Below are 15334 nucleotides of genomic sequence, written 5' to 3' on the forward strand. Positions count from 1 at the left end.
TCCTTTTTTAAAGGAAAATTCATACATTTGCTATATGAGAAAAGGTATAGTAAAGGATATTATAGTAGATAATCAAGAAGAAGATTATAGCCATATATACGCAAGAGATATTATTTTGCCTATAAAAACTAATAAAATAATAAGTCTTACGGGTGTTAGGCGGTGTGGTAAAACGCACGTTTTATTTCATACTATAAAAAAACTATTAGAAGAAGGCGTAGAAAAGCAGAATATATTGCATATAAATTTTGAAGATGAAAGAATAGATTGGGAAACTGCCGATTTAGATTTAATACTTCAAGCTTATACCGAATTGCACCCAAATATCAATTTAAAAGAATGTTATTTCTTTTTTGATGAAATACAAAATGTAAAAGACTGGCAAAAGTTTATAAGAAGAGTAGATGATTCTGTAAGTAAAAACATATTTATAACAGGCTCAAATTCTTCAATGTTGAGTAGCGATATAGCTACAAGTTTAAGAGGGCGAAACATAAATTATGAAATATTCCCCTTGTCATTTTCTGAATATTTGAGATTTAATAAGATGTCAACTAATTATGTTGGTACAAAACAAAAAAGCGAAATAAACAGACTGTTTCAAAAATACTTAAAAGAAGGTGGATTTCCGGAATTAATCAATTTATCTGATGATGTTAAACAGAAAACACTGCAAGAATATTTTTACGTAATGTTGTATAAAGACATTATAGAACGCTATGAAGTTAGCAATCCTACTACGCTTAAATATTTCTTAAATAGGGTTTTAGTAAATGTAGGAAAACCCACATCTGTACACAAAATATATAATGAGTTAAAATCGGGTGGATATAAAGTTTCTAAAAACACTTTGTACGATTTTTTAGAATATTCAGAAGCAGTTTATTTGAATTTTGCTCTTCAAAAATTTGATTATTCATTAATAAAAAGAGAAAGTGCAGACAAAAAAAACTACTTTATAGATAATGGATTAATGAACGCTTTAACTTTTAAGTTTTCTAAAGATTACGGTATGTTGTTAGAAAATTTAGTTTACTTACATCTCAGAAGGATGTATAAAAATGAACTGTTTTACTACAAAAACGGAAAAGAGTGCGATTTTGTAATATTTGAAAAAGAAAAAGTAAAACACTTAATACAAGTTTGCTACAATACTGAAGATACAGATACTTTAAATAGAGAAGTGAAGAGTTTAATATATACAGCTAAAAAATTAGATAAAAAAGAAGGTATAATAATAACTTTAAACGATACTGAAAGAATAATAGAGGAAGGTCAATTTAAAATAACTATAATGCCTATAATTAAATTTTTGCTAACAAATATTTTAGATTAAGGTTAAAAAAGCAATATTCCCTTATTTTTGCTTTATGGAAAATAAAAAACCTTTAATTTTAGTAACTAATGATGATGGAATTACTGCACCGGGCATAAGAGCGTTGGTTGAAGTAGCCAAAGAGTTTGGAACAGTAGTAGTGGTAGCTCCCGATAGCCCACAGAGTGGCATGGGGCATGCTGTTACATTAAACAAGCCATTGCGTATGCATCCTTCTCAAGTTTTTGAGGGAATAGAATCTTATGAATGTTCCGGCACTCCGGTAGATTGTGTTAAAATAGCTGTAGATAAAGTACTAAACAGAAAACCCGATTTATGTGTTTCTGGTATTAATCACGGAAGCAATTCATCTATAAATATAATTTATTCCGGCACCATGTCGGCAGCCGTAGAAGCCGCTTTAGAAGATATTCCTTCTGTAGGCTTTTCTTTATGCGATTTTGCTTACGAAGCAGATTTTTCTGCGGCACAAGATGCCGCAAGAAAAATTATACCTCAAATATTAAGTAAAGGTTTGGCTCACAATACTTTATTAAATGTAAACGTTCCTAAAGGAACAAAAATAAATGGCATAAAAGTATGCCGACAAGCATACGCCAAGTGGGAAGAAGAATTTGATAAACGTCAAGACCCTCACGGGAGAGATTATTATTGGCTAACAGGAAAATTCGTAAACAAAGACAGAGGTCAAGATACAGACGAATGGGCTTTACAGCATGGTTACGTTTCTGTAGTGCCTGTGCAGTTTGATTTAACAGCACATCACGGTATTAATTTTATAAATGAAAACTGGGATATATGAACAATGACAACATGGTAAGAGATATTTTTATTGGCATGGCTGTAACTATAGTTTCTATGCTTATAATTGCTTATGCTGTAGCTAAAATAAAATATCCCTATATATTAACTGATTTTTCAAGTTTTAAACAATTTTATATTGTCCTTTTAGGCTTCGGTTTTTTTGGTAATATAATATGGTACGGCTTATTTTGGTATCTTAAAAAAGAATACATGCAAAGAGGCGTTTTAATTATTACCGTAATAGCGTCATTCTTATTTATTATTAATAAGTTTTTATAAAATGAAATACTACTTAATAGCAGGCGAAGCCAGTGGCGATATGCACGGAGCTAATTTAATGCTTGCTATTAAGCAACAAGATACTACTGCCGAATTTCGTTTTTGGGGTGGCGATAAAATGGCTCAAATACCCAATGCTACACAGGTAGAACACTACAAAAACACCGCATTTATGGGTTTTGTAGAGGTGCTAAAACATCTCCGAACCATTTTTAAATTTATAAAGCAGTGCAAAGAAGATATACAAAACTATCAGCCGGATGTTGTTATTTTTATTGATTACCCTGGTTTTAATTTAAGAATAGCCAAGTTTGTAAAAGAAATAGGAATAAAAACAGTCTATTACATATCTCCGCAAGTGTGGGCGTGGAAAGAAAATAGGGTAAAAAAAATAAAGCAATACATAGATAAAATGCTGGTTATTTTGCCTTTTGAAAAAGATTTTTACAAAAAGTGGAATTATAATGTTGTTTATGTGGGGCATCCTTTGTTAGATGAAATTTCGGATAGAAAATATCCTTTAAATATTCAAAAGGAAAAGCCAATTATTGCTCTTTTGCCCGGAAGTAGAAAGCAGGAAATAGAAAAGATTTTACCTGAATTTTTAAGTGTAGTAAATCAATTTAAAGCGTACCAATTTGTTGTAGCTGGTTTATCGCATATTGAAGATGAAGTTTATACTAATTTAATAGGTAATAAGAATGTAATAGTAGTTAAAAACAATACTTACGGAATATTGCAACAAAGCCATGCTGCCATAGTGGCAAGTGGTACAGCCACACTTGAAACAGCCTTGTTTGGCGTGCCATTGTTTGTAGGCTACAAAGGAAATTTTTTATCTTATTATATTGGTAGAATGTTAGTGAAAATTAAGTTTATTTCGTTGGTAAACCTAATTTTTAACGAGCAGGTAGTTACAGAGTTAATTCAAAATGATTTAAACAAAGAAAATATAGAGAAAGAGTTAAAAAACATACTTTCAAATCCTAAAAGAGAACAAATGATAGCTAAATTTCAGTTATTGAGGCAAAAATTAGGAAATAAAGGAGCTTCTACAGTAGCTGCAACAGAAATATTGAGTCTTATAAATTCTAAATAATACAAATTCAACAACTTTACTTATTTTTACAAAATGAGAGTTGAAAACTATATCCTAAACGATATATATAAAGATTGGGCTAATCTTAATCCACTTACTTTATCCAAGCCCGTTTCGTCATTAAGAATTGGCATTGATACCATTAAAGAAAAATGGGAATTTTTATTGAAAGAAAATGTTAGTATAAAAACTTGTGTGCCACATCTCCAATCTTTTGATAGTGATTTTAACAATGAAAACATAAATATTTATGTTAATTCAAGTGTTATTCCCAATAAACTTTTAGTAGAAAAAATAAAAGTACTTCAAGTAGGAGAAACTTTATATAAAGACGGTGTTCAAATAGCTTCAAAAATTGATTTTAACCAAAAAAGCTTAGAAAAAGATGTTCACTATTCTGAAGAAGTAACTAAAATAAATTTTCCTTGGGATATTTTTAAACTAAACGATAAAGTTTTAAAAGCAGATTTTGAAAGAATTACAGCCAATAGAACTTCTCAAAAGTTAAGTTCTACAAATATTGTAATTGGAGATACTAAACAGATTTTTCTGGAAGAAGGAGCAATAGTTGAAGTAGCAGTTTTAAATACCAAAAGTGGACCAATTTACGTGGGCAAAAATACCGAAATAATGGAAGGAAGTGTTGTAAGAGGCGGTTTAGCTTTATGCCAAGGAGCAGCTTTAAAATTAAGCACTAAAATATATGGAGCTACAACGGTGGGGCCTCATAGTAAAGTGGGCGGAGAAGTAAATAATTCTGTAATTCAAGGCTATTCAAATAAAGGACATGATGGATTTTTAGGAAATTCTGTAATAGGCGAGTGGTGCAATTTGGGAGCGGACACTAATAATTCTAATTTGAAAAACAACTATGGCAATGTTAGAGTTTACAATTATTTTAAAAAAGATATGGTAGATTCTAGCTTGCAATTTTTGGGCTTAATAATGGGCGACCATAGCAAATGTGGCATTAATACCATGTTTAATACAGGAACAGTAGTGGGCGTTTTTGCTAATATTTTTGGTGGTGGTTTTCCCAGTAAATTTATTCCATCGTTTAGTTGGGGCGGAGCAGAGGGTTTTAGCTCGTATAAATTAGAAAAAGCTTATGAAGTAGCTGAAAAAGTAATGGAAAGACGCAATATAAATTTAACAGAGCAAGATAAAGAAATATTAAAGCATATATTTGAACAAAGAGAAAATGAGAAATAAATTAGTAGTAGGTAATTGGAAAATGAATACCACAATAGATGAAGCTATTGCACTTATCAATAACTTAAATAAAGAACTTGATGAGCAGCAAACTGTAGTTTGTGTTCCATTTACGCACATTAGTGAGCTTTCAAAAATTAAAAAGGCTAACATAAAAATAGGAGCTCAAAATATTTCGGCACATAGCAATGGTGCTTATACAGGCGAAATATCAAATGTTATGCTTAAAAGCTTAAGCGTAGCTTATGTTATAGTAGGGCATTCCGAAAGGCGAGAATACCATAATGAAACAAACGAAGTGGTAAATACGAAAGTAAAAAGAGCCTTAGAAAGTGGCATAACGCCAATAATTTGCTTTGGCGAATCTTTAACTTTAAGAAAAGAAAACAAACATTTGCCTTTTATAGAAAAACAAATAAAAGAAGCTTTATTAAATATTTCAGCAGAAGAATTTAAACAGTGTGTTTTAGCTTATGAACCCATTTGGGCAATAGGTACAGGAGAAACAGCCACGCCTGCACAAGCACAAGAAGTGCACGCTTTTGTGCGTAATTTATTAACAAAATTATACAATAACGCATTGTCTGAAAAATGCAAAATACTATATGGAGGTAGTGTTAAACCAAGCAATGCTTCAGCTTTGTTTAAAGAAAAAGATATAGATGGAGCTTTAGTGGGCGGAGCATCCTTAAAAGCAGTTGATTTTACACAAATAATAAATGCCTAATGCAAGATTATAAAGTAGTTACTTTTAAAGAAACCCAACAACAAAATGACATTTTAATTGCTTTGCTAAGTCAGTTAAATTACAATTCATTTGAAGAAATAGATGACAATACTTTAGATGCTTATATTTTAAAAGAAGATTATTCGGAAAATGAAGTAAAAGAAATATTGCAACAGCTTGAAAGTTTTAAGGATATTCAATTTTTGGTTAAAGATTTAGAAAATAAAAATTGGAACGAAGAGTGGGAAAAAAGTTTTAAACCCATAAAAATAAGCGATAAATGTGTAGTTCGAGCCCCTTTTCATGATGCTACAAACGCAAAATTTGAGCTACTTATAGAACCCAAAATGGCATTTGGCACGGGGCATCACGCCACTACAGAAATGATGCTAAAACTAATGTTAGATATTGATTTTAAAGAAAAAAATGTGTTAGATTTTGGAGCGGGAACAGGAATTTTAAGTTTGTTAGCATCTAAAATGGGAGCTAAAAATATAGTGGCTAACGATATAGAAGAAGATGCTTTTGAAAATATGAAAGAAAATTTTGAGCTCAATAATTGTAAGAATATCAAGCCTTTGTGTGGAGATTTTAAGGTGTTGCCCACTCCTAAAAAATACCAAGTTATATTAGCTAATGTTACCACCAATATCATTAAGCAAAATTTTAATAATTTAGTGTCGTTATTATTAGTTGGAGGCGATATTTTATTTAGTGGAATTTTAAAAGACCAATCGGAAGAAATAGAAAAGTTGGCTCAAAACTTGAAATTAATTAAAAAAACGGAGCAAAATAATTGGATTGCTCTACATTATAAAAACAAATGAATATGAAATTATTTAAACTGTTAATTGTTGGTTTAATATTTATTAGCTTTGCTAAATCTCAAAATATAGATACCTTACCTAATACTAAAACAGAATTTTTAAAAGGTCTTGACGATATGTTTTCCGCTACAAAACGGTCAGATTTAAAAGATTTATTTACAGATTTTAATAATAAAGTAAGTTCCGGTAAAGTAAGTGATGCGGTATTGAAAAATATAATTAATTCAAGCAATACCATGCTTAAAATGAGAGGGAAAGCCTATCCCCAGTTACAACAAATAATAATAGGTTATTTACAATTAAACGATGCGGAATTAAGTTCGGGAGAATGGAGTGATTTTCAAAATACGATGAGTTTAGTAATGAAAAACTCAAAAAGTGGAGATACCAAAACCAGCTTAGATTTTCTTGATTTTGCTATACAATTATATAAAAGTAATGCTTTGTTTTATAGTAAGGGGAAAACTTGGTATTTAGACAATAACAATTATAAATTAGCCTATTTAGAAGGGAAACCGGTAGTAAATGTGAACCCATCAACATTAAAAGGGGCTACCAATGGAGATACACTCACTGTTTATAACACATCGGGCGTATATGATGTGTTAAGCAATAAATGGACAGGAAATAGCGGAAAAGTAACATGGGAAAAATCGGGATTGCCGGCTTCAGACGTTTTTGCCACTTTTGGTAAATACGAAATAGATATGAGTACGCAGGAATTTACAGTTCCTGAAGCCAATTTTACTTACAAAAATTATTTTGACAAAGTAATAGTAGGCAGGTTAGAAGACAAAGTAGTAGCAGCTACTACAACAGAAACAGCCCGATTTCCAAGATTTACAGCTACAAGAGAAAATGTTCCTCCTCAGCGTATTTCAGATAATGTTACATACTACGGTAGTTTTACTTTAGCCGGTTCTAAAATAATGACAAAAAGCGATGATGAGTTATCGGAATTGGTTATAACTAAGCCCAACTCCAAAGAGAAAATACTTACAGCCTATACTTCTTCTATTACTATGGATTTACCCGAAAAAATTAGTAGTAAAAATGCCAAAATATCTATGTTTTTTGGTACAGATAGCATTTATCACCCAAGCATAGATTTTACTTATAGTTTAGCTAAAAATGAAGTAAAACTTACAAAAGGAGATGGTAGCTTGGCTCAGTCAAGTTTTTTAGATTCTTATCATAATGTAGATTTTGATGTAGATGTAATTACTTGGAATTTAGGTACAGATAAAATGGATTTAAGAACCATTACTACTTCCGGAATAAAAACAGCAACAATAGAATCTAAAGAATATTTTAGTAAAGAAAAAATGCGAGATTTAAGGGGGAATGTAAATTACGACCCATTGTCAATACTTAGAGTTAAAGCAGCACAAGGTTTTGATAATGAGGTTCATGCCGATTTATTTGCCAAAGAAATTGCACCTAATTTAACTGTACAGCAAATAAAACCATTATTATTTAGTTTAGTACAAGAAGGATTTATAACTTTTGATGAGAAAAAAGAAATAATACATGTAGAGCCTAAAGTAGAGCATTATGTACTTTCTAACGCAGAGAAAAAAGATTTTGATAACATCACTATACGCTCTAATTCAAAAGATTACAATGCTACAATAGATTTAAAAGATAAAAGTTTAGCATTAAGTGGTGTGAAATCTGTACCAATAAGCTTGGCAACATCAACTTTTTTCTTTCCCGACAGCCAAAAAGTAGTGATAGAAAAAAACAGAAATATGCTATTTGACGGTTTGATGTTTTGTGGTAGAATGGACGCTTTTGGTAGAGATAATCATTTCAATTATACTGATTTTACAGTTGATTTACCTACTGTTGATACCTTAATATTAAACATACCGGATGGCGATAAATTAGATGCAGAAGGGAAACCAATATTGCGTCCTATTAATTCTGTATTGCAAGATTTAAAAGGAAAATTTACTATTAATTTGCCTATTAATAAATCGGGTGTTTCTGAGTTGCCACAGTTTCCAATGTTTGAATCTTTTGAACCGGCAAAGGTTTATTATGAAAGTAAAGACATAATGGACGGCACATACAAAAAAGATAAATTCTATTATGAAATAAATCCTTTTAAAATGGATTCTTTAATGTATTTAAGTATTCCTATGATAAAATTTGGAGGTACTTTTTACTCTTCCGATATTCTTGAACCAATAAAACAGCCTCTTTCTGTTCAACCAGATTTATCTCTTGGTTTTGAATTAACATCTCCCGATGAAGGATTTGCTTTATATAAAGGTAAGGGTAAGTTTGTAAGCGATATTAAATTGACAAATTCAGGATTAGAAGGTAAAGGAGATATAAGTTATCAAACGGCAAATTTCTTTTCTGATAAAATTTATTTTTATCCCGATTCTATGAAAGCTGTTGCCCAAGATTTTAAACTTAAAGAGTCAAGTGGAGCTTATGAATCTCCAGAAATAAACAGCTATGGAAATAATGTAAAGTGGACTCCGTATCAAGACCACATGATAGCATATAGTGTTGATGACCAACCGTTTAAAATGTACGATGAAAAAGTTAAATTAGATGGAGCTATTGAGTTGACAAACAGAGGCGTTTCCGGGTCAGGTATAGCAGATTGGGATGAAGCAGAGCTTATTTCAAGCAATTTTAAACTGAAATCTAAAGAATTAAATGCCGATACGGCAAGCCTTCAAATAAAATCTATAGAAGGAGATAAAGTAACTTTTAATACACCTAATGTTAGTGCTTATGTAAATTTTGAAGAAAATACGGGAGAGTTTAAGTCTAATACTAATGATAATAGAACAGAATTTAATTACAACGAATATGTAACTACTATAGATGAGTTCTTTTGGGATATAGACAAAAAAATATTAGAATTTTCAGTGCCGGAAGGAGCACCTCCTGCACCGTTTATTTCACTCCGACCTGAGCAAGACACTTTAATGTTTTTAACCACTAAAGCTACGTATAGTTTAGAATCTTCTGTAATAGACGCTACGGGCGTTACTGAAATATTAGTGGCAGACAGTAGAGTGATTCCGGGAGATGGTAAAGTATCGGTTTTGCCGGAAGCTAAAATGCAACCGTTAACCAATGCTACAATAGAAGCCAGTGCCGAAAGTAAAAAGCACATTATTAAAAATGTTGACATTGAAATATTTGGTAAAAACAAAGTTTCGGGAAGTGGAAATTATATGTACAATACTAAAAATACGCCAGAGCAAAGTATTAGAATGAATAATATAGAAGTTGTAAAATTAGATTCTTCTGAAAAGAAAAAGGACACTAAAGAATTTTATGCTTTGCACGGTGCCGGAGTTATAGACAAAAGCGAAAATTTTATAGTTTATCCTAACACCGAGTATTATGGCAAAATAGATATGATTTCTTCAAATGAAAGTTTAAAAACAGACGGATTTGCAAAAATTGATTTTAAAAATATTTATGTTCCTACAAACTTCTTTTCAGTTAAAGGAGAAGTAAATGCCGAAAATTTAGGATTGACAGTTGAGGGAGCAAAAGATCCATCGGGAAAACTGGTTAGAACAGGTATTTTTATAAATAAATCGGGAATAGAACCACTTTATACTAATATCTTAAATAGTCAAGTAGGACCATTAGATAAGCCTTTAATTGAAACTAAAGGAATAGTAATTCATGATGATAAAAACAATGTATATACATTTGGAGATAAAGATGTACTTAACGCCACAGAGGTAGTAAAAGGAAATACCTTAAAATTTTCGCCTACAGATAATGCAGTAGAAGCCGAAGGTTCTTTAGATTTAGGATTAGATATGAATGCTTTTAGCAGTAGAGCTTCTGGAAAAGTAAATTCAAGTTTAGATAAAAGTGATTATACTTTAAATGCTACTATTGCTTTGCCTTTGGGTTTTGATAAAACAGTACTTGAAAAAATGGGATATTATCTTTTTGAAGATAATTTTGACATGAATGATGTAGATTATAGCACCGCAGAAATACAAAAACAGTGGGCTGAATTATTAGACGATAAATCATTCAAAAAGATGCAACAAGAAGTTTATGATAAAGGAATATTTGAAAAACCTAAATCATTAAAAGAAACTATTGTTTTTACGGATGTTGATTTATACTATAGCCAAACTGAGCGGTTGTTCCGTTCTAAAGGAAAATTTGGATTGGCATTTGTAGGCGATAGAGGTGTGCATAAAATGATAAATGGATATTTAGAATTTGGTCATAGATTGGGTTCTGATTTTATAAATATTTACTTAAAAACATCATTTAATGATAATATATATATAACGTTTACGGTTAGTGTAGCCGAAGTTTCTTCTTCTTTTGATGATTTAGTTACCATGATAAATGCCTTAAAAACGGAGCAAAGAACCATAAAAGGCGAAAACAATAAAATGTACACCTATATAGGTACAGGCAATGCAAAAGCAAGATCATTTATAGAAAGAATGAAAATATTGGAAAGTGGAGGCACACTACCACCACCGGAGCCACCAAAAGAAAAACCTGTAGAAACAACTCCGCCTTCTGAAACTCCAAATGATGGAAATACTAATGAAGAAACTGTACCACCTACTCCTAATGAAAATGTAGAACAAGATAATAATGGGGGAGTACCTAAAGAAGTTTTAGAGTATGAAGAAGGAGGAAAAAAAGGCAAAAAGAAAAAAGAGTAGGAGGTAAAAAAGAAAACCTACAAAACACAAAATGCCTTGCAATAATAACATGCAAGGCATTTCGCTTCAAAAAAAAGAATGGTCTATTTAATTATTGAGCCTACTTCCCAATATTTTACTCCATTTATCCATAAACTGTAGCTCACCGTTTATTTCTGAGTCTCGCTGACTATTATACAGCTCAAAAGAGTCTGTAGCTGAATTAGATTTTGACTTAAAAGCTATTTCTAATTTGTCAACTGTTTTGTCATTATAACCGTTTACTTTTACATTTCTGCTGTTGTTTACTGCTTTACACTCTTTCACATTGTTTAAGTCAATAAATTTTTCGTTTGCAGTAATGCCGTCATAAAACAAAACTGAATTTTTTATTTCGTCTAAACCTATTATTAAATGCTTGCAAAAATCTTGTTGCGTTACATTCATTTGATGTTTTTGAGCTAAAGATGTAAATGCTAACTGCATCTTTTTATTAGTTTTTGATTTTTTTATAGGAATTATTATAAAAGGCGACATACATATTAGTGCTAAAAATAATCCCATTATTGTTGTTGATATATCCATTGTTTTTTAAAATTTAAGTAATATAAAAATGTGTATTCTTTTTATAAAGAATACTATTTAAAACATTTTTAGGGTTTTGTGCTTACTTAAACTCTTAATTATGAATAATAATGGAAAGGAAACAGCTTTTTAAATGCTGTAAAGTTGTGCGGAAAATGCACTATTTCTTTTTGTTGTGTGGCAATTTTATTAGTAATTAAATTGCCTAATTCTATATCAAAATAATGAAACTGAAAAGCTTGAACAGTATTTATAACATTACTAACTGAGGGTATGCTATAGCTAAAATTTAACGATTCAGAGTTTGTGAAATTAAAACTGTATAGCTCTATATTTGAGTAGTTGCTTTCTTCATCATGCGAATAGTCTTTTATATTTTGATGTGAAACTAATGAAGTAAACATTATCAAAATAAAACAGATAATACTCGTTAAATATGTTGCCGATTTTTTGTGCAAGGATTCAATTTTACAACGCAAAGTTAAATCAAAAAACAATATCTTTTATATAGTGTATTGTTAAAGTTTAGACAAGGCTTAAAATGCTTTTTTATTATTAAAATTTAAGCTGAAATTTACACCAAAAGTAGGCGTGGAGGTACTTAAAACTTGATAAGTTTTAAAATCGGGTTTTATACTTACACTTAAATCTTCTGTAATGCTATAATCGTATAAATGGGCATCTACAGCGGCATCTACTACGTTTAAAGCATAAAAAACACCGAGAATAATAGCACTTAAATCTAAGCTTCTTTTAGCTGCATCTCTTTTGGTGCTTAGCTGTGTTTCTCCCGTAAAACCTTTGTAAGAGCCTACGGTGTCGGGATCGCCATCTACTTCAAGTTTGTAGGCTTTGGTGTAGCCTCTTAAATTTTTAGCATTTATGCCTACCCATGTTCCTAAGCCGGCTAAGCCACCATATACTATGGGGAGTTTCCAGTATTTTTTATTATAAATTTGTCCTGCTCCGGGCAAAGCTGCCGATAGCAAAGCGGCTTTAGTAGGAGAGTGGCGTTTGTCTATTTTTACCACAGTTTCTAATGTGTCTTGAGCTGTAGGTTTAGTAAAATCAGGCTCGTTTTCGTCAGGTAAGTTTTGAGAAAAACTAAAGTTTATCAATATTGCAGATAAAACAATTAATATGATTTTTAATGTTCTCAAAAATTTTTGTCTTTTAAGATTCTAATAAATCTACTAAACGCTGAAAATCATCTTCATCATGAAAATATATGCTTATTTCTCCACTACCGTCTTTTTTAGGTTTTATATTAACCTTTGAACTTAGCACACTTGCTATATTATCTTGTATTTTTTGGTAAGCAAAAGGTAATTTTTGAGCCGTAGCTATAGGTGCTTTTTTAGCACTTGTTGCAGATTTTATTAAAGCTTCTGTTTGGCGTACCGATAGATTTTTTTGTTTTACGGTTTTAAAAATATCGGTTTGCATTAATAGGTCATCTATGCCTACTAATGCTCTGGCGTGTCCCATGCTTATGGTTTTGCTTTTTAAAGCACTTTGTATATCGGGCGGTAGTTTTAATAATCGCAAATAATTGGTTACTGCTGTTCTACTTTTACCTAATCGGGTAGATAAATCTTCGTGAGTTAAGCTACATTCGTCTAATAAACGCTGGTAATTTAAAGCTATTTCTAAGGCGTTTAAGTCCTCTCGCTGAATGTTTTCTATTAATGCTATTTCTAAACTTTCTTGGTCGTTAGCTACACGCACATAAGCCGGAACTTCTTCTAAACCTGCCAATTTTGAAGCACGCAATCTTCTTTCGCCTGCTATTAGCTGAAATTTTTTAGTGCCTATTTTTCTAACCGTTATAGGCTGTATAACGCCATGTATTTTTATAGACTCCGATAAATCATTTAAAGCTTCCTCATTAAACTCTACCCTTGGTTGAAAAGGATTTACTTCTATTTGTGTTAAAGGAATTTTAACTACTGTACCCGTTTGCTCATAGTCGTTTTCAGTATCTTTTACCTTAGGTTTTGTAGCTTCATCATCAATATTATTAAGTAAAGCTCGTATTCCTTTACCTAAAGCTTCTTTACTTTTGTTTTTACTCATCTTCTAATTCAATTGTTTTATCATTACCAGAAATACTGGTTTTATCATTTTTTTGCAAAATTTCTCTTGCCAAATCCATATAATCTTTTGCTCCTGTGCTTTCTGCGTCATACATTATTATAGGTTTGCCAAAACTTGGAGCTTCGCCTATGCGTGTATTTCTGTTTATAACTGTTTCAAACACCAATTCTTGAAAATGTTTTTCTACTTCATTGCGTACTTGATTAGATAAACGCAATCTTTGGTCAAACATTGTAAGCAAAATACCTTCTATTTCTAATTCAGTATTAATTCTGTTTTGTACTATTTTAATGGTATTTAGCAGCTTTCCCAATCCTTCAAGTGCAAAATACTCGCATTGAACAGGGATAATTACAGAATCTGAAGCGGCTAAAGCATTTACGGTTATCAATCCTAAAGATGGCGAACAGTCTATAATTATGTAGTCATAGCTACTTCTTAATTCTTGCAAAGCACCTTTTAGCACTTTTTCTCTATTAGGGTGGTTTATTAGTTCTATTTCAGCTCCAACTAAATCTAAATGCGAAGGTAGTAAGTCTAAAAATGGTGTTTCGGTAGTTAAAATTACATCTTTAGCTTTTTTGTCATCTACCATGCAGTCATAAATACTTGTAGTAATATTGTTTGGGTCAAAACCACACCCCGAAGTAGAGTTTGCCTGTGGGTCGGCATCTACTAACAGTGTTTTGTACTCTAAAACTGCCAAACTTGCAGCTAAGTTTATTGCAGATGAAGTTTTTCCCACTCCACCTTTTTGATTTGCAAAACTTATAATTCTTCCATTCATATTATATCTCTCTTGTTTCTCCAATGTTAAATAAAATCAAATCTTTTCCACTTCGTTCAAAAGTGTTTATTGCTTTTTTGTGGTCTATTTTTATAAATCCAAAAGTGTCAAAATGCATACCTACTACCATATCACAATCTACAAAATCTGCAGCTATAACGGCATCATCTACGCCCATAGTAAAATTATCTCCTATTGGTAGTATGCAAAAATCCAGTTTTTCGCAAGTCATAGGTATTAATTTCATATCTAAAGTTAAAGCGGTATCTCCGGCATAGTAAAAATTACCTTGTGCGGTGGTAAATACAAACCCTGCGGGATTAGCTCCATAAGTTCCATCGGGCAATACACTTGAATGAACAGCTTTTACCATTTTTACTTTTCCAAAATCAAAATCCCAAGCACCGCCAATATTCATAGGGTGGGCATTTTCAATGCCTTTAGTATTAAACCAAGTAACTATTTCAAAGCTGGAAACTATTTTTGCTCCTGTTTGCTTAGCTAAAGTTATAGCATCAGCCACATGGTCTTCGTGCCCGTGAGATATAAAAATATAATCAGCTTTAATGTTTTTAATGTCAATATTTTTAGCCAACTCATTGGGTGTAATAAAAGGGTCAAAAACAATATGTTTTCCATTTATTTCAGCACTAAAACAAGCATGTCCGTAATAAGTTAATTTCATTAAAATAGATAATTGTTTCAACTGGCAAATATAAGTATTTTGAAACGGAAATGTATTTAATACTATTGTAAAATGCAAAATAGTTAAAACTATTTTGTATTAACAAAGTGCTTTTGCCCAACAAAGAGTAAGGAGAATTTAAAAAGAAAAAAGAAAAGCTTATTTTTTTACTAATTTTAACAAAATAGTTACATTTTTTGTCTTATATTTAAGCTCATTATTTACATAGCTT

Annotated in this window: 14 protein-coding genes; 8 read left to right on the forward strand and 6 right to left on the reverse strand. The window is 31.3% G+C overall.

The window, feature by feature from the left end:
* Nucleotides 1–34 precede the first annotated feature (34 nt).
* The 8 genes from H6578_07685 to H6578_07720 are packed head-to-tail and all read left to right on the forward strand — an operon-like array spanning nt 35 to nt 10969.
* Nucleotides 35–1336, forward strand: coding sequence for an ATP-binding protein (locus H6578_07685; GenBank protein ID MCB9227029.1), 1302 nt, complete (start codon nt 35–37; stop codon nt 1334–1336).
* Between the two features lie 34 nt (nt 1337–1370).
* Complete coding sequence (gene surE, locus H6578_07690) at nt 1371–2138, forward strand: 5'/3'-nucleotidase SurE (GenBank protein MCB9227030.1); 768 nt, start codon at nt 1371–1373, stop codon at nt 2136–2138.
* On the forward strand, nt 2135–2419 hold the full coding sequence (locus H6578_07695; GenBank protein MCB9227031.1) for a hypothetical protein: 285 nt from the start codon (nt 2135–2137) through the stop codon (nt 2417–2419). The genes surE and H6578_07695 overlap by 4 nt, the downstream gene beginning before the upstream one ends.
* Before the next feature lies 1 nt (nt 2420).
* Nucleotides 2421–3518, forward strand: coding sequence for a lipid-A-disaccharide synthase (gene lpxB, locus H6578_07700; GenBank protein MCB9227032.1), 1098 nt, complete (start codon nt 2421–2423; stop codon nt 3516–3518).
* 33 nt (nt 3519–3551) lie between these two features.
* Nucleotides 3552–4730: a GlmU family protein gene (locus H6578_07705; protein ID MCB9227033.1), complete on the forward strand. Its 1179-nt coding sequence runs from the start codon at nt 3552–3554 to the stop codon at nt 4728–4730.
* Complete coding sequence (locus H6578_07710; GenBank protein ID MCB9227034.1) at nt 4720–5457, forward strand: triose-phosphate isomerase; 738 nt, start codon at nt 4720–4722, stop codon at nt 5455–5457. Before H6578_07705 ends, H6578_07710 begins: the two co-directional genes overlap by 11 nt.
* Nucleotides 5457–6284 (forward strand): 50S ribosomal protein L11 methyltransferase, encoded by an 828-nt coding sequence (gene prmA / locus H6578_07715; GenBank protein ID MCB9227035.1) that lies wholly within the window; start codon nt 5457–5459, stop codon nt 6282–6284. The genes H6578_07710 and prmA overlap by 1 nt, the downstream gene beginning before the upstream one ends.
* Nucleotides 6285–6286: 2 nt before the next feature.
* Nucleotides 6287–10969: a hypothetical protein gene (locus H6578_07720; protein MCB9227036.1), complete on the forward strand. Its 4683-nt coding sequence runs from the start codon at nt 6287–6289 to the stop codon at nt 10967–10969.
* Between the two features lie 87 nt (nt 10970–11056).
* On the opposite strand, the gene H6578_07725 is transcribed toward H6578_07720, so the two are convergent.
* The 6 genes from H6578_07725 to H6578_07750 all read right to left on the reverse strand — a co-directional run bounded on the left by H6578_07725 (nt 11057) and on the right by H6578_07750 (nt 15102).
* The gene (locus H6578_07725; protein ID MCB9227037.1) at nt 11057–11533 is read right to left on the reverse strand and encodes a hypothetical protein; all 477 of its coding nucleotides are present in this window, start codon (nt 11531–11533) and stop codon (nt 11057–11059) included.
* Nucleotides 11534–11631: 98 nt separating this feature from the next.
* Nucleotides 11632–11937, reverse strand: a complete 306-nt coding sequence (locus H6578_07730) for a hypothetical protein (GenBank protein ID MCB9227038.1) — start codon at nt 11935–11937, stop codon at nt 11632–11634.
* A gap of 132 nt (nt 11938–12069) precedes the next feature.
* On the reverse strand, nt 12070–12693 hold the full coding sequence (locus tag H6578_07735) for a hypothetical protein (GenBank protein MCB9227039.1): 624 nt from the start codon (nt 12691–12693) through the stop codon (nt 12070–12072).
* Between the two features lie 13 nt (nt 12694–12706).
* Entirely contained in the window at nt 12707–13609 is a 903-nt protein-coding gene (locus tag H6578_07740) for a ParB/RepB/Spo0J family partition protein (GenBank protein ID MCB9227040.1), read from the reverse strand.
* Complete coding sequence (locus H6578_07745; protein MCB9227041.1) at nt 13602–14417, reverse strand: ParA family protein; 816 nt, start codon at nt 14415–14417, stop codon at nt 13602–13604. Before H6578_07745 ends, H6578_07740 begins: the two co-directional genes overlap by 8 nt.
* Nucleotide 14418: 1 nt before the next feature.
* Nucleotides 14419–15102 carry a metal-dependent hydrolase gene (locus H6578_07750; protein MCB9227042.1) on the reverse strand — a complete coding sequence of 228 codons (684 nt, stop codon included), beginning with the start codon at nt 15100–15102 and terminating at the stop codon, nt 14419–14421.
* Between the last annotated feature and the right edge of the window lie 232 nt (nt 15103–15334).

This window comes from Chitinophagales bacterium (assembly GCA_020635995.1).
Lineage (GTDB): Bacteria > Bacteroidota > Bacteroidia > Chitinophagales > UBA8649 > JAFMKE01.